We start from the raw sequence: 16,790 nt of genomic DNA on the forward strand, positions 1-16,790 counted from the left end.
TTGGACAAAGTTTGGCGACTTCATCCTAACCCACTTCCGAGGGCGGCATGGCCACACCCGATCCCGGCATGCCGGGATCGGGTGTGGCGACAACTGTCAGGTAAATACCGTCACATCACACCCTTTACCAACTTAACGAACTTCCCCACCTCCACCATATCTAACCCAGCGGAGGTTGGATCATGGCAGCGTCAAAATCGAAGACGAGCGCGCGCAGCGGCGCGGGGCGGCGGGGCCGGGTGGCGGGGGAGGCGGTTGTTACCACGACGGCGGCCTTCGTCGGCCCGGATCAGGTGCTTCCGGAGGGAGCGGCTGGCGTCACGCTGACGGTTCCGGCCATGGCGTCAAAGCTGCTCGCCGGCAGGCCAGAGCGGGTGACGGCGCTTCTGCAAGTCTATGGGAATGCGATCGCGCGCAGCCGCGCCGATGGCCGGCGGGTGAGTTTCCGTGTCGATGTCGATCCTGAAGGCGACACGGTTGTGACGCCGGTCGAGGATGCGATCACCACGCCCGAACCGGTGATGGGCGAGGCCTCGGTACCGGGCCCCGCCTCGGTACCGGGCCCTGTCCCGGTGCCAGACCCCGACCTGCAGGCGGCATTGGCCGCGGCGCGGGCGCGTGGTCGCCTGCGTGCCGCCGAGATCCTGAGCGGCGATGACATGCTGAATGCCGATGCCTTCGCCCGTATGCTTGGCACAAGCCGGGTGACGGTGAATGCAAAGCGCCGCAACGGTCAGATCCTGGGCCTGGACGGCGCCCGGCGCGGCTTTCGTTTTCCGGTCTGGCAACTCGATGCCGAGGGCAGGCCCTATGCCGAACTCGCCGATGCTGCATGAGCGGCTGGGTGGCCCCTGGGCGGTCTATCGCTTTCTGGTGCAGCCGCATGGCGAACTCGACGGGCTGACCGGGCGTGAGGCTCTGGCGCGGGGGAACGCGAAAGCGGTGTTTGCGACCGCCGAGAGTGTTGGCCGAGATGTCCGCTGAATGGCCAGGGTTTCCCCACCGCGCGGTTTTGCGGATGTGCGCCTGCCCATCCACGAGACGGAACTTCATGACCGCCACTATGCGGCGATCGCGATCGTCGACCCGCTCAAAATGGTCGACCTGCGCGATGACGGTGCCGTCGTCATGGGGGTTCCGAGCGATGTGGCGAAGGCGTCCCGCCAGACACTGGCACGGCAATGGCCCGCTGCATTCCACCAGCACCCGGCGGCGCCGGACGGCATCATCTATCCATCAAGGCTTAACGGGCATACCAATCTGGCTGTCTTCAACCGGGCCATCGGGAAGCTGCGGGTCATCCGAAAGATGCCGCTGATTGGGGCGCCGGGATTGGCGGCGGTGCTGAACGATCTGAAGGTCAGCATCGGCAGCCCCGACGATTGATCTGCGCAGGTCGCGCCGATCGGTAACGATGGTCGCGCCGGCGGGAAGGCTGCCGGTGGTGCGCGGGCGGCCGCGGAGCGGGGTGGCCTCGGCATAGAATGCGGCGAGCCGGATCTTTTCGGCATCAAGGCCGGGATAGGCCTGAAGGATGCGGTCGGTCGCATACCCTGCGGCAACCGATGCCGCGACGTCATGGACCGGCACGCGGGTGCCGCGGATGACAGGGGTGCCGCCGAGGATGTCGGGTGATGTGGTGACGATCGCGCGCGCGGCCGCAAGATCGTCCAGCCGCTCGCTTGTGCCTCTGACAAAGGGCAGAAGGTCGATGGTCAGGAAGTCATCGCGCACCGTCCAATCCTCGCGCAACAGCGCCGGCCAGCCGAGCGCCTGAGAGCGAGACAGTCGCGGGCTCACCATGTTGATGGCAAAAAGCCGCTCTTCCGCTGTCAGGCGTTTGGCACTTTCGAAATAGAAGGCGATGAACGAACAGGCGCCGGCGAGCACATGCCGGCCATTGTCGAGAGAGACAAAGGCGCTGGGCAGAATGTGTTCATCGATGACACGGTTGAGGTCGCGCAGGCTGACACGCGAGACGACCGCGGCCTCACTGGCCTTCAGCATATCCGCGACAGCCGGCATGGGAGCCTCCCGATTAAATCTTCCGATCTATCGGAATATATAATGGACGGGCTCAGGCTTCAAGCGGCCGGGTTCATGCGGCAGGCCAGGCATAGCCGGACCGCGATAAGGGCTGCGTGAAGCGGGTGCAGATCGTCCCCTTCACCCCGCATACCCGGCAATAATCGACCGTGCCGAGGCAATCTCCGCCGTGATCCAGTCTTCGACCAGCTTCACCTGACGGCGGCGGCGGAGTTCGGGGCGGCGGACCAGGAAATAGGAGACGCCGGTGGGAACTGCCTTGCGCAGCGGCACCATCACCCGGCCGTCGGTGATCGCCTGATGGGCCAGCACGACATCGGCGATCGCGACGCCAAGGCCGGCCTCGGCGGCGCTGAGGGCCATGTCGAGGGCGTCGAAATCCAGGCCGTCGCGGGCGCGGAGCGCGATGCCGGTCTTCTCCGACCAGGTCACCCAGTCCTGACGGTCGGGCAGGGGGTGCAGCAGGGTGGCGGCGCGCAGATCCTGTTCCACCTGCGCCGGATCGATATGGCCGGGGGCGCAGACCGGCACGATCCATTCGGCATAGAGTTCGCTCGCATCCTCATGCGAGAAATCGCCGAGGCCATAGCGGATGCCCAGATCGGCGTCGTTTTCATCCAGCGTCATGTCGTTCAGCCGGGTCTGAACCACGATCCGGATCATCGGGTATTGTTCATGGAACCGGCGCAGACGCGGAAACAGCCAGCGCAGCGCGAAGGTCGGGATCACCCGCAGGGTCACCACATCCTGATCGGTCTGGAACGGATCGATCGCGTTCGAGATGTGGTCGAAGGCTTCCTTGACCGCCGTCGCCAGCCGGCGCCCGTCTTCCGTGATCTCAAGCCCGCCATGGGTGCGCAGGAACAGGGTGATGCCGAGCTGTTCTTCCAGAATGCGCACCTGCCGGCTGACGGCGCTTTCGCTGACATTCAGCATCTGCGCCGCCTTTTTCACGCTGGCATGAGCCGCCACCACCTCGAAACAGCGCAGCGCGTTCAGGGATGGCAGGCGTCGCGACATGCGGGCATCCTTCGCGGGCGGCCGGTCAACTGCGGGGGTCGAGCATATCCCGCAGGCCGTCACCGATGAAGTTGAAACTGGTGACGGTGATGGTGATCGCAAGCCCGGGCAGAATGGCCAGCCACGGCGCCGAGGTCAGATAGACCTGGGCATTGTTGAGCATGTTGCCCCAGCTCGCCATCGGCGGCTGAATGCCATAGCCCAGATAGCTGACATAGGATTCAAGCAGGATCGCCCGGGCGACATTGATGGTGGCGGCGATGATGATCGCCCCCGCCGCATTGGGCAGCAACTCCATGATCATGATCCGCAGCCCTGAGGCCCCGCAGGTGCGCGCGGCCGCCGCATATTCGGCATGGCGCAGCGACCGGTACTGGCCCTCCACCAGCCGGGCGACCGTCATCCACGAGGTGGCGGCGATCAGCACCGTGGTCGAGGCGACGCCGGGCTTGACCAGCAGCGCCAGCGCCAGCACCAGAAACACGGTGGGGAAGGCCATCATCGCATCGACGAAGCGCATCAGCACCGCGCCGATCACGCCGCCGCGATAGCCGGCGATCATGCCCACCGCCGTGCCGATGATCACCGACAGCGCCATGGCGGCAAAGCCGATGGTCAGCGAGATCCGCCCGCCGGCAAGCAGCCGGGCCAGCACGTCGCGGCCCAGCTCGTCGGTGCCGAACAGATAACCGCCCGACAGCGGCGGCGCGAACCGGTTCATGACATCGATATGGTTCGGATCGAGCTGAACCAGCAGCGGCATGAGATAGGCGGCCGCGGTCATGATCAGGATCGCCGCCGCGCCGAACAGGGCCGTCGGGCGCCGGAACAGGCGGCGCAGGCCGCCGGCCGGGGCTGAGGCATCGGTGGCCGTGTTGCTTGCGACAGACATGGTCAATCCATCCTCAGTCTGGGGTCGGCCACGGCATAGAGCAGGTCGGCGATCAGCGAGCCCGCCATCACCATCACCGCCGAGAGCATCAGAATGCCCATCACCACCGGATAATCGCGATACTCCAGCGAATCCAGGAACAGCCGCCCCATGCCGGGCCAACTGAACACGGTTTCGGTGACCAGCGCGCCGCCAAGCAAGGTCGGCACCTGAAGCCCGACCAGGGTGATCATCGGCAGCAGGGCATTGCGCAGGGCATGCGACCAGATCACCCCGCGGCCGGGCACGCCCTTGGCGCGGGCGGTGCGGATATAATCCTGCCCCAGCGTGTCGAGCATCGAGGCGCGCATGAACTGCGCCCAGACCGCGGTTTCAACCAGCGCCAGCACCATCACCGGCGCCACCATGTGGTGCAGCACGTCGCCCAGCGAGCCATCGCCGATGGTGGTGCGGTTGCCCGACGGCAGCCAGCCCAGTTCGATCGAGAACACATAGATCGCCATCAGGGCGAACCAGAAGGTCGGGATCGACAGCGCCACCATGGCACCGGCCGACGACAGAACGTCCATCGCCGAATGCCGGCGGATGGCGGCGCGGATGCCGATCGCGCAGCCGATCAGGGCCGCGATCGCGGTCGAGGCGAGCATGATTTCCAGCGTCGGCTGGACATGGCCGCCGATCTTGACCAGCACCGGCAGCCCGTCGCGATACGACCGCCCCCAGTCGCCCACGACCATCCGCGCCAGCCAGTCGGCATATTGCAGCAGGAACGGACGGTCGAGGCCAAGCTGGCGGGTGACCCGGTCGATATCCTCCTGCGCCATGTTCGACGACAGAACGAATTGCGACAGCGGCCCACCCGGCGCCAGATGCAGGATGCCGAAGCCGATGACCGAGACCAGCAGCAGCAGAACGACCGCCTGCCCGCCGCGCCTCAGCAGATAGCGTGCCATGTCAGAGCCCGTCTCCGGTGGTTGGCGTCGCGGTCATCATGGCCTCCCTCATCGTGCCCCCCCTCACTGCGCCCAATACCAACTGCGCAGATTCCAGCAGTTCGACGAGGCGTTGATGTTGGGCTTGTAACCGATCAGCGTGTCCGTCACGCCTTCCACAATCACCGACTGCGACACCGGCAGGAAGACCAGATCCTCGCGGATGATGCGTTGCAGGCGATGATAGATCTTGCGCCGGACTTCCTGATCGACCTCGCGGGTGCCACGGTCCAGCAGCGCGTCGACCTCGGGGTTCTTGTACTGATAGGTGTTGAGCCCGTTGCCGCCCTGGGCCGGGATCGCCTTGCTTGAGAAGCGCGGCGTGACGTCGGGGTCGCTGCCCTGCAGGAAGTTCGAGGCGACCATCACCGACTGGTACTGCGATTTCTGCCAGAAATCCCCCCAGATCACCGCGCCGGGCATGTTCTCGATCGTCATCTCGACGCCGATCTCGCGCCAGTCCTGCATCAGCAATTGCTGGGCCTGTTCCCGCGACTGCGAGCCGGAACTGGTGGAATTGGTGAAGGCGAGGCGCACGCCGTCCTTCTCGCGGATGCCATCGGCGCCGACCCGCCAGCCGGCCTGATCGAGCAGCGCCTTTGCCGCCTCAGGGTCATGGCGATGGCGGGGCAGGCTGTCGTCATAGGCCCAATGGCCCTGGGGTACATAGGATTCGGTCTCGATCGGCCGGCCGTGATAGATCGCCTGCAACCGCGCCACCCGGTTCATGCCCAGATACAGCGCCTGGCGCACCGCCTTGTCGGCGAAGGGCGGGAAGGCGTGGTTGAGCGCGATATGCTCGACGAACGGCGCCGGGGCCGCCACGATGCGCAGGCCGGGCAGGGCCCTGGCTTCGGCGTCGAAGGCCGGTTGCAGGCCCGACAGGCCCAGATAGTCGATCTCGCCGCTGCGGAACTGGGTGTAGAGCATGGTCTGATCGGGGATATAGCGGAACACCACCCGCTCCAGCCATGGCCCGTCGCCATGATAATCGGGGTTGCGGTCGAGCAGGATGTATTCGCCGGCCTGACGCTTGCCCCAGCGGAACGGGCCGGTGCCGACGGGGGCGCTGTTGAAGGCGGCGGTGTTGGGATCTTCCGCCGCCGACAGGATATGGCGGGGCACGATGAAAGTCAGCGACAGCACCGACATATAGGGCGCGAAGGGTTCGGCCAGCAGCCAGTGGATCTCGTCATCCGCGGCCACCGTCACATTGCGCAGCAGCGAGTGCCCGACCCGGTTGCGGACCCGGAAATCCGGGTTGTTGATCAGGTCGAGGGTGTATTTCACGTCATGGGCGGTGAAGGGTGTGCCGTCATGCCATGTGACGTCGCGGCGCAGCTTCACCTTCCAGATCCGGCCATCGGCCGACAGCCCGCCATTTGCCACCGTCGGCAGCTCGGCCGCCAGATCCGGCACCACGCGGCCCTCGGCATCGATATGCCAGAGCGTGCTGAACACCTGCCACCAGATCCCCTGGTCATACTCGCTGCCCGGCATCAGGGGATTGAAGACCGTGGGCTCCTGCGAGATGCCGGCAACCACCTGGCCGCGCGCGGTTGCGGGCGGGGTGTCGGCCATGGCGCGGCCGACCAGCGCGGGTGTCGCGGCCAGGGTGCCGGCGGCGCCCGCCAGCTTCAGGAAGGACCGCTTCGAGACGTGATACATCTGTGTCTCCCGTTTCTGTCGTGGTTGTTGTCGGGGGGAGAGGGGGGCGGTGTCGTGCTGTGCTGTGCTGTGCTGTGCTGTGCTGTGTCGTTGTCGGTGTTCAGGCGGGGCCGATACCGGGGCGGTCGGGCGACAGGCCGGCGGCGGTGACACCGCGATCGGTCAGCGCATCGGGCAGCGGCCGGCCGCTGGCCAGCGCCGCCACCGCCTGACCCAGCGCCGGCGAGGTCAGCACCCCGCAGCCGCCCTGGCCGGCCATCCAGATGAAATCGGGGCTGTCGGCGCGCCCACCGCAGACCGGCTCGCGGTCGCGGACATAGCTGCGCATGCCGGCCCAGGTGCTGATCGGGCGGCCGATGCGCAGGCTGGTGTCCTGTTCGATGGCATGAATGGCGGTGGCGACATCGATGTCATCGGCATAGACCTCGCCCGGCGCCACCGGCACCGCATCGGCGGGCGAGCCCATGAAGCAGCCATGCTCGGGCTTCACATACCATTTATAATCGGTGTTGCAGACATGCGGCCAGGTGGCGCCGACCCGGTCGGGCAGCAGCGGAAAGGTGAAGGCGGTGCGCTTATAGGGCACGATGCCCACCGGCGCGATCCCGGCCATCGCGGCCACCATATCCACCCAGCCGCCGGCGGCGTTGATCAGAACCGTGGCCTGCCAGCGCTGTTCGGGGGTTTCGACCGACCAGGCGCCCGCCTCGCGGCGGATCGCCTGGACCCCGGCGGTGGTGGCGAGTGTGGCGCCATTGCGCCGGGCGCCGCGCAGATAGGCCTGAAGCAGCCGGTCGACATCGATGTCCTGGGCATCCGCTTCCAGCACGCCGATGTCGATGCCATCGGGGCGGAGTGCGGGAAACAGGGCCAGCACGCCATCGCGGTCCAGCCATTCGGCGGTGCCGTCGGCCTCGACGATCCGGCCATGCAGCCGGTCCAGCGCCGGGCGCTGATCGCGGTTGCCCACCGTCAGGCTGCCGCGCGGCGTGATCAGCGGACCATCGGTGAAGCCCGCCGGCGGGGCGCTGAGAAAGGCCCGGCTGGCGGCGGCAAGGCCGCGCATCCGGTCGGCCGTAATGCCCACGGTGTACTGCCCGGCGGAGCGGCCTGAACTGTGGGTGCCGAAATGCGCTTCCTGCTCCAGCAGGGCCACCGATCCCGTCGCCGACAGGAAATAGGCGGCGGCCGCGCCGGCAATTCCCCCGCCGATGATGACAAAATCCGTGCGCATACCGTGGTCTCCCGTTGCCGATCCGACTGCCCGGTCCACCGGATGTGATGCACCTGACACGGGTTATAGGATTGCATCGCCATCCCGGCTGTCGATTCGAATAAATCGAACCGGCCGCCGAATAATCTACGGCCCGCGATCTGCTCCGCCGCCGCTCGCTTTCAGGTACGGGGATGGCTGTGGCAGTCGTCGGTGGCTTCTATTAATTGCACGGCGGACACGATTTTTTGACATCGACGCGGTTCCGGCTTGTCCCCGATCCTGACGCCAATGTTGATCCCCCAACTGGTGCGAGCAGACGATGACCAATCCGGCGCAACCCTTCCGACCGCACGACCTTGCGAGCGACGACCAGACGGCGCGGCGCCGCGCGGCGCTGTATTCGGGCAGCCCCTATGAACGGCAGTACAGCTATGCCCGCGCGGTCGCCATCGGGCGACATCTGTGGATGTCGGGCACGACCGGCTATGACTATCCGAACGATCGGCTGATCGCCGGCGCCGGGCCCCAGACCACCCAGATCTTCGACAATGCCCGCCGGGTTATGGCCCAGGCCGGCTTCGATCTGCGCCATGTGGTGCGGGTGCGCATCCATATCGCCGACCCGGCCGATTACGACGCGGTGATGGATGTCTATGCCCAGACCTTCCGGGGCATCGATCCGGCCTGCACCACGGTTCAGGCCGGTCTGTTCGATCCTGAGATCCGGGTGGAGATCGACATGGACGCGGTGCTCGATGACCTCGCTTAGCCTGCTTGGACATGCGCCCGACGATGCCGTCTCCAGCCTGCTGAACCAGCCGGAGCCGGTGCCGCGACGGGCGGATGTGGTGATCATCGGTGGCGGGATCATGGGATGCGCCGCCGCGTGGTCGCTGTCGCGGGCCGGGCTGTCGGTGGTGCTGGTGGAGAAGAACCGCATCGCATCGCAGCAATCGGGGCGCAACTGGGGCTTCGTGCGCAGCCTGTGCCGCGATCCGCTGGAACTGCCATTGGCGGCGCTGGCGCTGTCGATCTGGCCGGGGCTTTCGGCGGCGCTGGGCCATGAGACCGGCTGGCGGCGCAGCGGCTGCCTGTTTCTCAGCGACACCGCCGCCGATCACGGCTTCTATTCCCGGTGGCGGGCGGCGGCGGGCGACATGGTGCGCGAGACCCATCTGCTCAGCGCCGATCAGGTGGCGACGCGCTTCCCGGCGCTCACCGGCCGCACCGAAGGCGCCATCATTGCCGAGGCCGACGGTCAGGCCGAACCGGTTCTGGCGACGCTGGCCTTCGCCCGCGCGGCGGCCGGGGCCGGCGCCACTTTGCTGGAAGACTGCGGCGTGCGCGCGATCGAAACCACGGGCGGACGGGCCAGCGGTGTCGCCACCGAATTCGGGCCGATCGCGGCGCCGGTGGTGGTCTGTACGGCCGGTGCCGCGACCTATCGGCTGGTGGGCGGCCTGGGCCTGCGCCTGCCGCAGAAAACCGTGCGCAGCACCGTGGCGCTGACAGCGCCGCTGCCCGATCTGGGCCTGCCCTGCTTTGTGGGCGGCGGGCTGGGCCTGCGCCAGCGCCCGGATGGATCCTGCGTCATCGCCACCGATGGCGGCACCGATATCGACATCACCATCGACGCCTTCCGGGCCAGCCGGTTTTTCCTGCGCGAACTGGTCCGCAACCGCAAGGGCTTCGCGCTCAGCCTGGGGGCGGCGCTGGTCGACGACATGCATCAGCGCCTGGCGGTGCCACGGGCCGAGCGGGCGGTGCGGCCGCGCGCGCCCGACATCGCGGCCAATCCCGACCGCGTCGCCGAAACCCGCCGCCGCTTCGGCACATTGTTCGGCGGCGTCGCTGTGCCAGAGATCGTGAAATCCTGGGCCGGCGCCATCGATGTGATGCCCGACGCGCTGCCGGTGATCGATGCCGGCGGGCCGGTGGCGGGGCTGATCGTGGCGACCGGTTTTTCAGGCCATGGCTTCGGCCTTGGCCCGGCTGTCGGGCGGGTGCTGTCGTCGCTGGCGCAAGGTGAGGCACCGGGCGTCGATCTGGCACCCTTCGCGGCTGACCGCTTCACCCGTGGCGCCTATACGCGCCCCTATGCATCCATCTGATCCCGCCTGCTCACGCCATCATCCGACCCGACGGAGCCCGTTCCATGTCCGCAGCCCTGCCGCCCCTTGCTGATACACAATTGGCCGACAACCAGATGATCGCGCGCGGCCTGCGTCTGCCCGACCGGGCCTTCATCGATGGCGACTGGGCGGCATCGACCAATGGTGCCGTGTTCGAGACCATCAACCCGGCGACCGGCGCGGTGCTCGGAACCCTGCCGCATTGCGGGCCCGAGGATGTCGACCGGGCGGTGGCGGCGGCACGGCGGGCCTTTCGCGCCGGCACCTGGTCGCGGGCGGCGCCGGAGGCGCGCAAGGCCGCGCTGCTGCGGCTGGCGGCGCTGATCCGCCGCGACGGCCGCGATCTGGCGGTGATGGAGAGCCTGGAAAGCGGCAAGCCGGTCACCGACTGCCTGAAGGAAATCACCGTCGAGGTGCCGGATATCTTTCAGTGGTATGGCGAGCTGATCGACAAGAGCTATGGCCATGTCGCCCCCACCGACGACAGCGCCTGCGCGCTGGTGGTGCGCGAGCCGATCGGGGTGGTGGCGGCGGTGCTGCCGTGGAATTTCCCATTGCTGATGGCGAGCTGGAAACTGGCGCCGGCGCTGGCCAGCGGCTGTTCGATGATCGTGAAGCCGGCCGAGGAAACCTCGCTCACCACACTCAGGCTGGCGGAACTGGCGATCGAGGCCGGCATCCCGGCGGGTGTGCTGAACGTCGTCACCGGCCCGGGCGAGACCACCGGCCGGCTGATCGGCCAGCATGGCGATATCGATGCGGTGTCGTTCACCGGATCGACCGAGGTCGGGCGGCTGTTCCTGCAATATGCCGGCAGCAGCAATCTGAAGACCGTGGGCCTGGAAATGGGCGGCAAGAGCCCGTTCATCGTGCTCGACGACGCGGCGCTGACCCCGGACCTGATCGACAACGCGGTGATGGCGGCGTTCTGGAATGGCGGGCAGAACTGTTCGGCCAATATGCGCCAGATCGTGGCGCGGTCGCGGCAGGAGGAATATGTCGACAAGATCACCCGGCGGGCGGCCGCGATCGTGATCGGCGACCCGCTGGACCCGCGCACCGAAATGGGGCCGATGATCAGCATGCAGCATCGCCGGCGGGTGCAGGGGTTGATCGACAAGGGCGTGTCTGAAGGCGCGCGGGCCATGCTGGCGCCGCGCGGCGAGGTCGAGGCGCTGCCCGGCAGTTTCCTGTCGCCCGCGGTGTTCGCCGATCTGGACCCGATGATGACCATCGCGCGGGACGAGATCTTCGGGCCGGTGCTGGGCGTGCTGCCGGTCGACAGCGCGGCCCGGGCGCTGGAGATCGCGAACGGCACCGATTACGGCCTGCATGCCACGGTCTATACCCGCGACATCGACCGGGCGCTGTATTTCGCCCGCAGGCTCGCCTGCGGTACGGTGTCGGTGAACGGTTTCACCGAAGGCGATATCAAGACGCCGTTCGGCGGCTATCGCAAATCGGGATCACTGGCCCGCGACAAGGGGGTGGAGGCGATGAGCCAGTATCAGCAGGTCAAGACGATCTGGTTGTCGCTGACCCTGCCTGCGGAGGCGGGCGCGTGACCACGCCGGTTCTGAGCGTCGAGGGACTGTCGGCCGCGTTCCGGGTGGGGCGTGGCGGCTGGAAGACGGTGGTCGACGGTGTGTCGTTCGACATCGGCCGGCGCGAGACCCTGGCGGTGGTGGGCGAGTCCGGATCGGGCAAGAGTGTCACCGCCATGTCGATCATGCGGTTGCTGTCGCCCGCCACCTGCCGGATCGGCGGGCGGGTGCGGTTGGACGGCCAGGATCTGCTGACGCTGCCCGAGCCGGAGATGTGCCGCATTCGCGGCCGCGATATCGCGATGATCTTTCAGGAGCCGATGACCAGCCTGAACCCGGTGCGCAGCATCGGCTTTCAGATCGGCGAGGCCCTGATGCTGCATCGGGGCCTGGGCCGCGCCGCCGCCGAGGCGGAGGCGGCGCGGATGCTCGATCGGGTGCGGATCCCGGCGGCGCGGTCGCGGCTGAAGGATTATCCGGCCAGTTTCTCGGGCGGCATGCGCCAGCGGGTGATGATCGCGATGGCGCTGGCCTGTGGACCCCGGCTGCTGATCGCCGATGAGCCGACCACCGCGCTGGATGTCACCATCCAGGCCCAGATTCTGGAACTGATTCGCGACATTCAGGACGAGGATGGCATGTCTGTGCTGTTCATCACCCATGATCTGGGGGTGGTGGCCGAGATCGCCGACCGCACCGTGGTGATGTGCAACGGCGCGCAGATCGAGGAGGGCGCGACCACGGCCATCTTCGCGAGCCCGCGGCAGCCCTATACCCGCGCCCTGCTGGCGGCGGTGCCCCGGCTTGGCACCATGGCGGATCACGACCGGCCGATGCCGTTTCCGGTGGTCGACCGCGATACCGGGATCGCGGCGGCGGTGCCCGATCTGCCGGATACCGTCGCTCATGACGCTGTGCCGGCGCTGGCGGTGCGTCATCTTGTCAGCCGCTATCAGGTGGGCGGCGGGCTGTTCGGACGCGCGCGCGGCGCCGTGCATGCGGTCGAAAACGTGTCGTTCAGCGTGCAGCCGGGCGAGACGCTGGCGCTGGTGGGCGAATCCGGCTGCGGCAAGTCGACCATTGGCCGCACGATCATGCGGCTTCTGGCGCCGGTGTCGGGCGATATTCTGGTGCATGGCGAGACGGTTCTGGCGGGAGGCGCCAGAGGCGGGGGAGCCAGCGATCCCGGCGCCTTGTTCCGGCAGGTGCAGATGGTGTTCCAGGATCCGTTCTCCAGCCTCAATCCACGCAAGACCGTGGGCTCGGCGATCGCCGCCCCCATGCAGATCAACCGGATCGCGCGCGGTGCCGCGTTGCGGGCGCGGGTGGCGGATCTGCTGGTTCAGGTGGGGCTGGACCCGTCAATGGCCGGGCGATATCCGCAGGAATTCTCAGGCGGGCAGCGCCAGCGGATCTGCATCGCCCGCGGTCTGGCGCTGGGGCCCTCGGTGATGATCGCCGACGAGGCGGTGTCGGCGCTGGATGTGTCGATCAAGGCGCAGGTGATCAACCTGATGCTCGACCTGCAGCAGCGCATGGGGCTGGCCTATCTGTTCATCTCCCACGATATGGCGGTGGTGGAACGGGTCAGCCATCGGGTGGCGGTGATGTATATGGGCGAGATCGTCGAGATCGGACCGCGCGCGGCCGTGCTCCAGAGCCCGCGCCACGCCTATACCCGGCGGCTGCTGGACGCCGTGCCGGTGGCCGATCCGCGGGCGCCGCGCCGGCGCCGCACGCTCGACGTCTCGGAAATCCTGAGCGCGCTCAGGCCCGCCGGCTATCGCCCGCCCGCCCGCCATTACGACGAGGTGTCGCCCGGTCATCTGGTGATGACCGATACGCGTTGAGCGCGGCCCGGCGGTGCCCGGGATCATGTGGCGGCGACAGGAACATCCCTTAGAACAAGGACAGTATGATGGCCATGACGCCCGAGGCCGCGGCCCGGCTCACCCGGTTCTATGACGGCACCCTGCTGCCCGACGAGATGATCGAGGTGATGACCACCGATCAGGGCTGGTTCCCGTCACGCGTGATCCGCGCCGGCGGCACGGTCCGTGGGTTCGCCGACCATCCGGGCGGACTGCCATCGCTCAGGATCGAGGATCAGGGCCGGGTCTTCGATCTCTTCGACTATCTGACCACCAATGCCATTGCCGGACTGGTGATCCTGAAGCGCGGGCGGATGGCGTTCCAGACCGGCCAGCGCGGCGCCGGCCCCGAGACCCTGTGGCATTCCTGCTCCCTGGCCAAATCGATCGCCGCCACGCTTGTGGGCGTGGCATTGAAAGAGGGCACGATCCGATCGCTCGACGATCCGGTCAGCCGCTATGTGGCGGTGGGGGGCGGCTATCGGGCGGTGACGCTGCGCCAGTTGCTGCGGATGAATTCCGGCATCCGCTGGAACGAGGATTACGTCGATCCGGCATCGGACCGGCGCCAGTTGCTGGCGGTGCAGTCGCGCTGGCAGCCGGGCGGTATTCTGGGCTTCATGAAGGATCTGCCGGCGGCGACACCGCCGGGCGGCGCCTGGACCTATAACACCGGCGAGTCGTATCTGGTCGGCGCGGTGATGGAGGCGGCGACGGGTGTCAGCCTGGCCGATTATCTGTCGGACCGGATCTGGTCGCGGGCCGGCATGGCCATGGATGCCCGATGGTGGTCGGAAGCACCCGATGGCCTGACGATTTCCGGCAGCGGCATGAATGCCTGCCTGGGTGATTACGCCCGCTTCGGCCAGTTCGTGCTGGAAGGCGGGCGGATCGGAGACGAGCACCTCCTGCCCGATGGCTGGCTGGATGAGGCGGGCGCGCCCTATCGGATCGGCGACCGCATGGTGCCCTATGGCTATATGTGGTGGGTGCCGGAACTGCCCGATCCGATTCTGGCGGGCAGTTTTCAGGCCGAGGGCATCTATGGCCAGTATATCCACGTCAATCCGGCCGAGGAACTGGTGGTGGTGGTGGCCAGCGCGCGGTCGAAGCCCGGCTATCGCCGGCGGCTGGAGATCAACGACGATGCGTTCTTCGCGGCGGTGGCGCGGGCGCTCAGGGAAACCTGATCGCCCGCGGGCCAGCCAACCGTCCGGAGGTCGGGGCTGATCAGCGCCCGGCGGCCATGGTCAAAGGCGGCACGCCGCCGGCCGACCAGCCGCCATCGACCGGCAGCACCACACCGCTGACATAGGCGGCGGCATCCGATGCCAGGAACATGGCCACACGCGCGACATCGTCGGTGGTGCCCTGGCGGCGCAGCGGCACGCTGCCGGCCACGGCCGCATTGGCCTCTGGCGTCGGCGCCAGCCGGGCCATGCCCTCGGTGCCCTCGATCGGGCCGGGGACCAGACTGTTGACGCGGATGCCCTCCGGCCCCCATTCCATCGCCAGCACCCGGGTGATCATGTCGACGCCGGCCTTGGCGGCGCAGACATGGACCTGCCACTCCATCGCCTGAGAGGCCTGGGGGGCCGAGATGTTGACGATGGTGGCCCCGGGCTTGCGCAGGTGTGGATGGGCTTCGCGCATCACGTGGAAGGTGCCGATCAGATCGATGTCGATCACCGACTTGAAGCCATTGGGCGAGATGCCGTGGGCGGGCGCCGGAAAATTGCCGGCGGCGCCCGAGATCAGCACGTCGATCGGCCCCAGCGCATGGGCGGCGCCTTCAAAAGCCGCCCTGACCGCGGCCACGTCGCGCACGTCGCAGACATAACCCTCGACCGCGTTGCCGTGGGCGGCAAGATCGGCAACCGCCGCCTGGACCTTCTCGGGTTTCCGGCTGGCGACCGCGACCTGGGCGCCGGCAGCGGCGAAGCCATGGGCGATGCCGAGGTTGATGCCGGATGTGCCGCCCATCACGAAGACGTTGCGGCCGGTGAAATCGAAGCTGTAGGTGCTCATCTGCGAGCGTCTCCTGATAGGTCCCTGGCCAGGATGGCGCGGTTGGTCCGCGCTCGGGCTTGATGGGTTCAGCATAGGTGGTGGCCGGGGCGGGCGCCATGGTCGCGGGGGACGCACGCACTCTTTCAATCGGCGTTGGCGTGGCATGTGGGGGCCGGAACACGGCATACTCGACATGCGGTCGCGCGGGCGATGCGGCCGCGGCCGACCACAATGACCGTCAGGGAGACGCTCCATCATGACGACCGCACGACTCGACGGCACACGGCTTGCCGGCACACAGCTTGACGGGCAGGTCGCCTGGATCACCGGCGCCGGCAGCGGTATCGGCGAAGCCGCGGCACTGGCGCTGGCCGAGGCCGGCGCCACGGTCTATCTCAGCGGCCGGCGCGCCGATGCGCTGGATGCCGTGGCATCCCGCATCCGTGATGCCGGGGGCCAGGCGCTGGTCGCCCTGCTCGACGTGGCCGACAAGGCCGCGGTGCGCGAGGTGGCCGATGCGATCGTGCAGGCGCAGGGCCGGATCGACATCCTGGTCAACAGCGCCGGCCTGAACGTTCCCAACCGCAGTTGGGAAACCGTCGACACCGATGGCTGGGATCAGGTGATCCGGGTCGATCTGGACGGCGCGTTCTATTGCACCCATGCGGTGCTGCCGGCGATGCGCAAGGCCGGTGGCGGGCTGGTGATCAACGTCTCGTCCTGGGCCGGGCGTTATGACGTGCGCCTGACCGGCCCGGCCTATAATGCCGCCAAGCACGCCATGCTGGCGATGAATGCCAGCCTCAATCTTGAGGAAGGCCAGCACGGCATCCGGGCCTGCGCGATCTGCCCGGGCGAGGTGAACACCGCGATCCTTGACCGGCGTCCGGTGCCGGTGACGGCCGAAGATCGGGCGCGAATGCTGCAATCGGAAGATCTCGGTGCCACGATCCGCTTCGTGGCGACCATGCCGCCCCATGTCTGCCTGAACGAGATCCTGATCAGCCCGACCTGGAATCGATTGAATATCGTCTGAGCCTGTCGTCGGGCGCGGGCTTGCCCCGCCGCAGCCGGTCGCGGCGTGCCGGATCGGTCCGCCGCAACCGGCTGCGCAGATGGCGGGGGAGATAGGGCTCCAGCCGGCCGATGCGGCCCGAGAACCCGGGCCAGCGCGCGCGCAGCCGGCCAAGCCCCCGGCGGGCGCTGGCCGAGGTGGCCAGAACCAGCCCAAGTCCCAGCGCGATCATCGGCAGGCCCACCGGCAGCGGGGTGGGGGCAAGGGCCGCGCCGACGACAAGGCAGATCCAGCCCGCCAGCCGCAGCGCCGCGCGTTTCAACCGCATGCCGGTCACGAGCCCACGCCTTATGTCCTGAGGGGCCGGGTATCCAGAGATTCCGG

The 16,790-nt window shown here is 67.8% G+C and carries 14 protein-coding genes and 2 pseudogenes; 8 read left to right on the top strand and 8 right to left on the bottom strand.

Features of this window, described 5'->3' with window-relative positions; genetic code table 11:
* The first annotated feature begins 182 nt into the window (after window positions 1–182).
* Together WG924_RS25455 and WG924_RS25460 are read left to right on the top strand one after the other, a co-directional pair.
* Window positions 183–984 (top strand): annotated as a pseudogene (locus WG924_RS25455) (XRE family transcriptional regulator).
* Between the two features lie 111 nt (window positions 985–1,095).
* Complete coding sequence (locus WG924_RS25460; RefSeq protein WP_345935914.1) at window positions 1,096–1,386, top strand: RES domain-containing protein; 291 nt, start codon at window positions 1,096–1,098, stop codon at window positions 1,384–1,386.
* On the opposite strand, the pseudogene WG924_RS25465 reads toward WG924_RS25460, so the two are convergent.
* From WG924_RS25465 to WG924_RS25490, 6 genes and pseudogenes are all read right to left on the bottom strand, one after another.
* A pseudogene (locus WG924_RS25465) lies at window positions 1,375–2,025 on the bottom strand (DUF433 domain-containing protein); the annotation flags it as partial. The gene WG924_RS25460 and the pseudogene WG924_RS25465 overlap by 12 nt on opposite strands.
* Window positions 2,026–2,166: 141 nt before the next feature.
* On the bottom strand, window positions 2,167–3,066 hold the full coding sequence (locus tag WG924_RS25470) for a LysR substrate-binding domain-containing protein (RefSeq protein WP_345935849.1): 900 nt from the start codon (window positions 3,064–3,066) through the stop codon (window positions 2,167–2,169).
* Window positions 3,067–3,091: 25 nt separating this feature from the next.
* On the bottom strand, window positions 3,092–3,958 hold the full coding sequence (locus WG924_RS25475; RefSeq protein ID WP_345935850.1) for an ABC transporter permease: 867 nt from the start codon (window positions 3,956–3,958) through the stop codon (window positions 3,092–3,094).
* A gap of 2 nt (window positions 3,959–3,960) precedes the next feature.
* A complete protein-coding gene (locus tag WG924_RS25480) occupies window positions 3,961–4,911 on the bottom strand; it encodes an ABC transporter permease (RefSeq protein ID WP_345935851.1) in 951 nt (316 codons plus the stop codon).
* 63 nt (window positions 4,912–4,974) lie between these two features.
* Complete coding sequence (locus tag WG924_RS25485) at window positions 4,975–6,618, bottom strand: peptide ABC transporter substrate-binding protein (protein WP_345935852.1); 1,644 nt, start codon at window positions 6,616–6,618, stop codon at window positions 4,975–4,977.
* A 100-nt stretch (window positions 6,619–6,718) separates the two neighbouring features.
* Window positions 6,719–7,852, bottom strand: coding sequence for an NAD(P)/FAD-dependent oxidoreductase (locus tag WG924_RS25490; protein WP_345935853.1), 1,134 nt, complete (start codon window positions 7,850–7,852; stop codon window positions 6,719–6,721).
* A gap of 301 nt (window positions 7,853–8,153) precedes the next feature.
* Here WG924_RS25490 and WG924_RS25495 point away from each other — a divergent pair, with 301 nt between their 5' ends.
* The 5 genes from WG924_RS25495 to WG924_RS25515 all read left to right on the top strand — a co-directional run bounded on the left by WG924_RS25495 (window position 8,154) and on the right by WG924_RS25515 (window position 14,571).
* The gene (locus WG924_RS25495) at window positions 8,154–8,603 is read left to right on the top strand and encodes a Rid family hydrolase (RefSeq protein ID WP_345935854.1); all 450 of its coding nucleotides are present in this window, start codon (window positions 8,154–8,156) and stop codon (window positions 8,601–8,603) included.
* Complete coding sequence (locus tag WG924_RS25500) at window positions 8,590–9,945, top strand: NAD(P)/FAD-dependent oxidoreductase (protein ID WP_345935855.1); 1,356 nt, start codon at window positions 8,590–8,592, stop codon at window positions 9,943–9,945. Before WG924_RS25495 ends, WG924_RS25500 begins: the two co-directional genes overlap by 14 nt.
* Window positions 9,946–9,989: 44 nt before the next feature.
* Window positions 9,990–11,531, top strand: coding sequence for an aldehyde dehydrogenase family protein (locus WG924_RS25505; protein WP_345935856.1), 1,542 nt, complete (start codon window positions 9,990–9,992; stop codon window positions 11,529–11,531).
* Window positions 11,528–13,360, top strand: coding sequence for an ABC transporter ATP-binding protein (locus WG924_RS25510; RefSeq protein ID WP_345935857.1), 1,833 nt, complete (start codon window positions 11,528–11,530; stop codon window positions 13,358–13,360). The genes WG924_RS25505 and WG924_RS25510 overlap by 4 nt, the downstream gene beginning before the upstream one ends.
* A gap of 74 nt (window positions 13,361–13,434) precedes the next feature.
* The gene (locus WG924_RS25515) at window positions 13,435–14,571 is read left to right on the top strand and encodes a serine hydrolase domain-containing protein (RefSeq protein WP_345935858.1); all 1,137 of its coding nucleotides are present in this window, start codon (window positions 13,435–13,437) and stop codon (window positions 14,569–14,571) included.
* A gap of 40 nt (window positions 14,572–14,611) precedes the next feature.
* Here the strand turns inward: WG924_RS25515 and WG924_RS25520 are convergent, their stop codons facing one another.
* Window positions 14,612–15,409 (bottom strand): SDR family oxidoreductase, encoded by a 798-nt coding sequence (locus WG924_RS25520; RefSeq protein WP_345935859.1) that lies wholly within the window; start codon window positions 15,407–15,409, stop codon window positions 14,612–14,614.
* Between the two features lie 238 nt (window positions 15,410–15,647).
* Between WG924_RS25520 and WG924_RS25525 the strand changes: the two genes are divergently transcribed.
* Window positions 15,648–16,427 carry an SDR family oxidoreductase gene (locus WG924_RS25525; RefSeq protein ID WP_345935860.1) on the top strand — a complete coding sequence of 260 codons (780 nt, stop codon included), beginning with the start codon at window positions 15,648–15,650 and terminating at the stop codon, window positions 16,425–16,427.
* On the opposite strand, the gene WG924_RS25530 is transcribed toward WG924_RS25525, so the two are convergent.
* Window positions 16,393–16,743: a hypothetical protein gene (locus tag WG924_RS25530; protein WP_372045025.1), complete on the bottom strand. Its 351-nt coding sequence runs from the start codon at window positions 16,741–16,743 to the stop codon at window positions 16,393–16,395. The genes WG924_RS25525 and WG924_RS25530 overlap by 35 nt on opposite strands.
* Window positions 16,744–16,790: the final 47 nt, after the last annotated feature.

The sequence above is a fragment of the Tistrella arctica genome, assembly GCF_039630945.1.
Taxonomy (GTDB): domain Bacteria; phylum Pseudomonadota; class Alphaproteobacteria; order Tistrellales; family Tistrellaceae; genus Tistrella; species Tistrella bauzanensis.

Bases quoted from the DNA above. Each gene is read 5' to 3' on its own strand.
- WG924_RS25460 (WP_345935914.1), top strand. From the start codon at position 1,096: ATGGTCGACCTGCGCGATGACGGTGCCGTCGTCATGGGGGTTCCGAGC.
- WG924_RS25470 (WP_345935849.1), bottom strand. From the start codon at position 3,066: ATGTCGCGACGCCTGCCATCCCTGAACGCGCTGCGCTGTTTCGAGGTG.
- WG924_RS25475 (WP_345935850.1), bottom strand. From the start codon at position 3,958: ATGTCTGTCGCAAGCAACACGGCCACCGATGCCTCAGCCCCGGCCGGC.
- WG924_RS25480 (WP_345935851.1), bottom strand. From the start codon at position 4,911: ATGGCACGCTATCTGCTGAGGCGCGGCGGGCAGGCGGTCGTTCTGCTG.
- WG924_RS25485 (WP_345935852.1), bottom strand. From the start codon at position 6,618: ATGTATCACGTCTCGAAGCGGTCCTTCCTGAAGCTGGCGGGCGCCGCC.
- WG924_RS25490 (WP_345935853.1), bottom strand. From the start codon at position 7,852: ATGCGCACGGATTTTGTCATCATCGGCGGGGGAATTGCCGGCGCGGCC.
- WG924_RS25495 (WP_345935854.1), top strand. From the start codon at position 8,154: ATGACCAATCCGGCGCAACCCTTCCGACCGCACGACCTTGCGAGCGAC.
- WG924_RS25500 (WP_345935855.1), top strand. From the start codon at position 8,590: ATGACCTCGCTTAGCCTGCTTGGACATGCGCCCGACGATGCCGTCTCC.
- WG924_RS25505 (WP_345935856.1), top strand. From the start codon at position 9,990: ATGTCCGCAGCCCTGCCGCCCCTTGCTGATACACAATTGGCCGACAAC.
- WG924_RS25515 (WP_345935858.1), top strand. From the start codon at position 13,435: ATGACGCCCGAGGCCGCGGCCCGGCTCACCCGGTTCTATGACGGCACC.
- WG924_RS25520 (WP_345935859.1), bottom strand. From the start codon at position 15,409: ATGAGCACCTACAGCTTCGATTTCACCGGCCGCAACGTCTTCGTGATG.
- WG924_RS25525 (WP_345935860.1), top strand. From the start codon at position 15,648: ATGACGACCGCACGACTCGACGGCACACGGCTTGCCGGCACACAGCTT.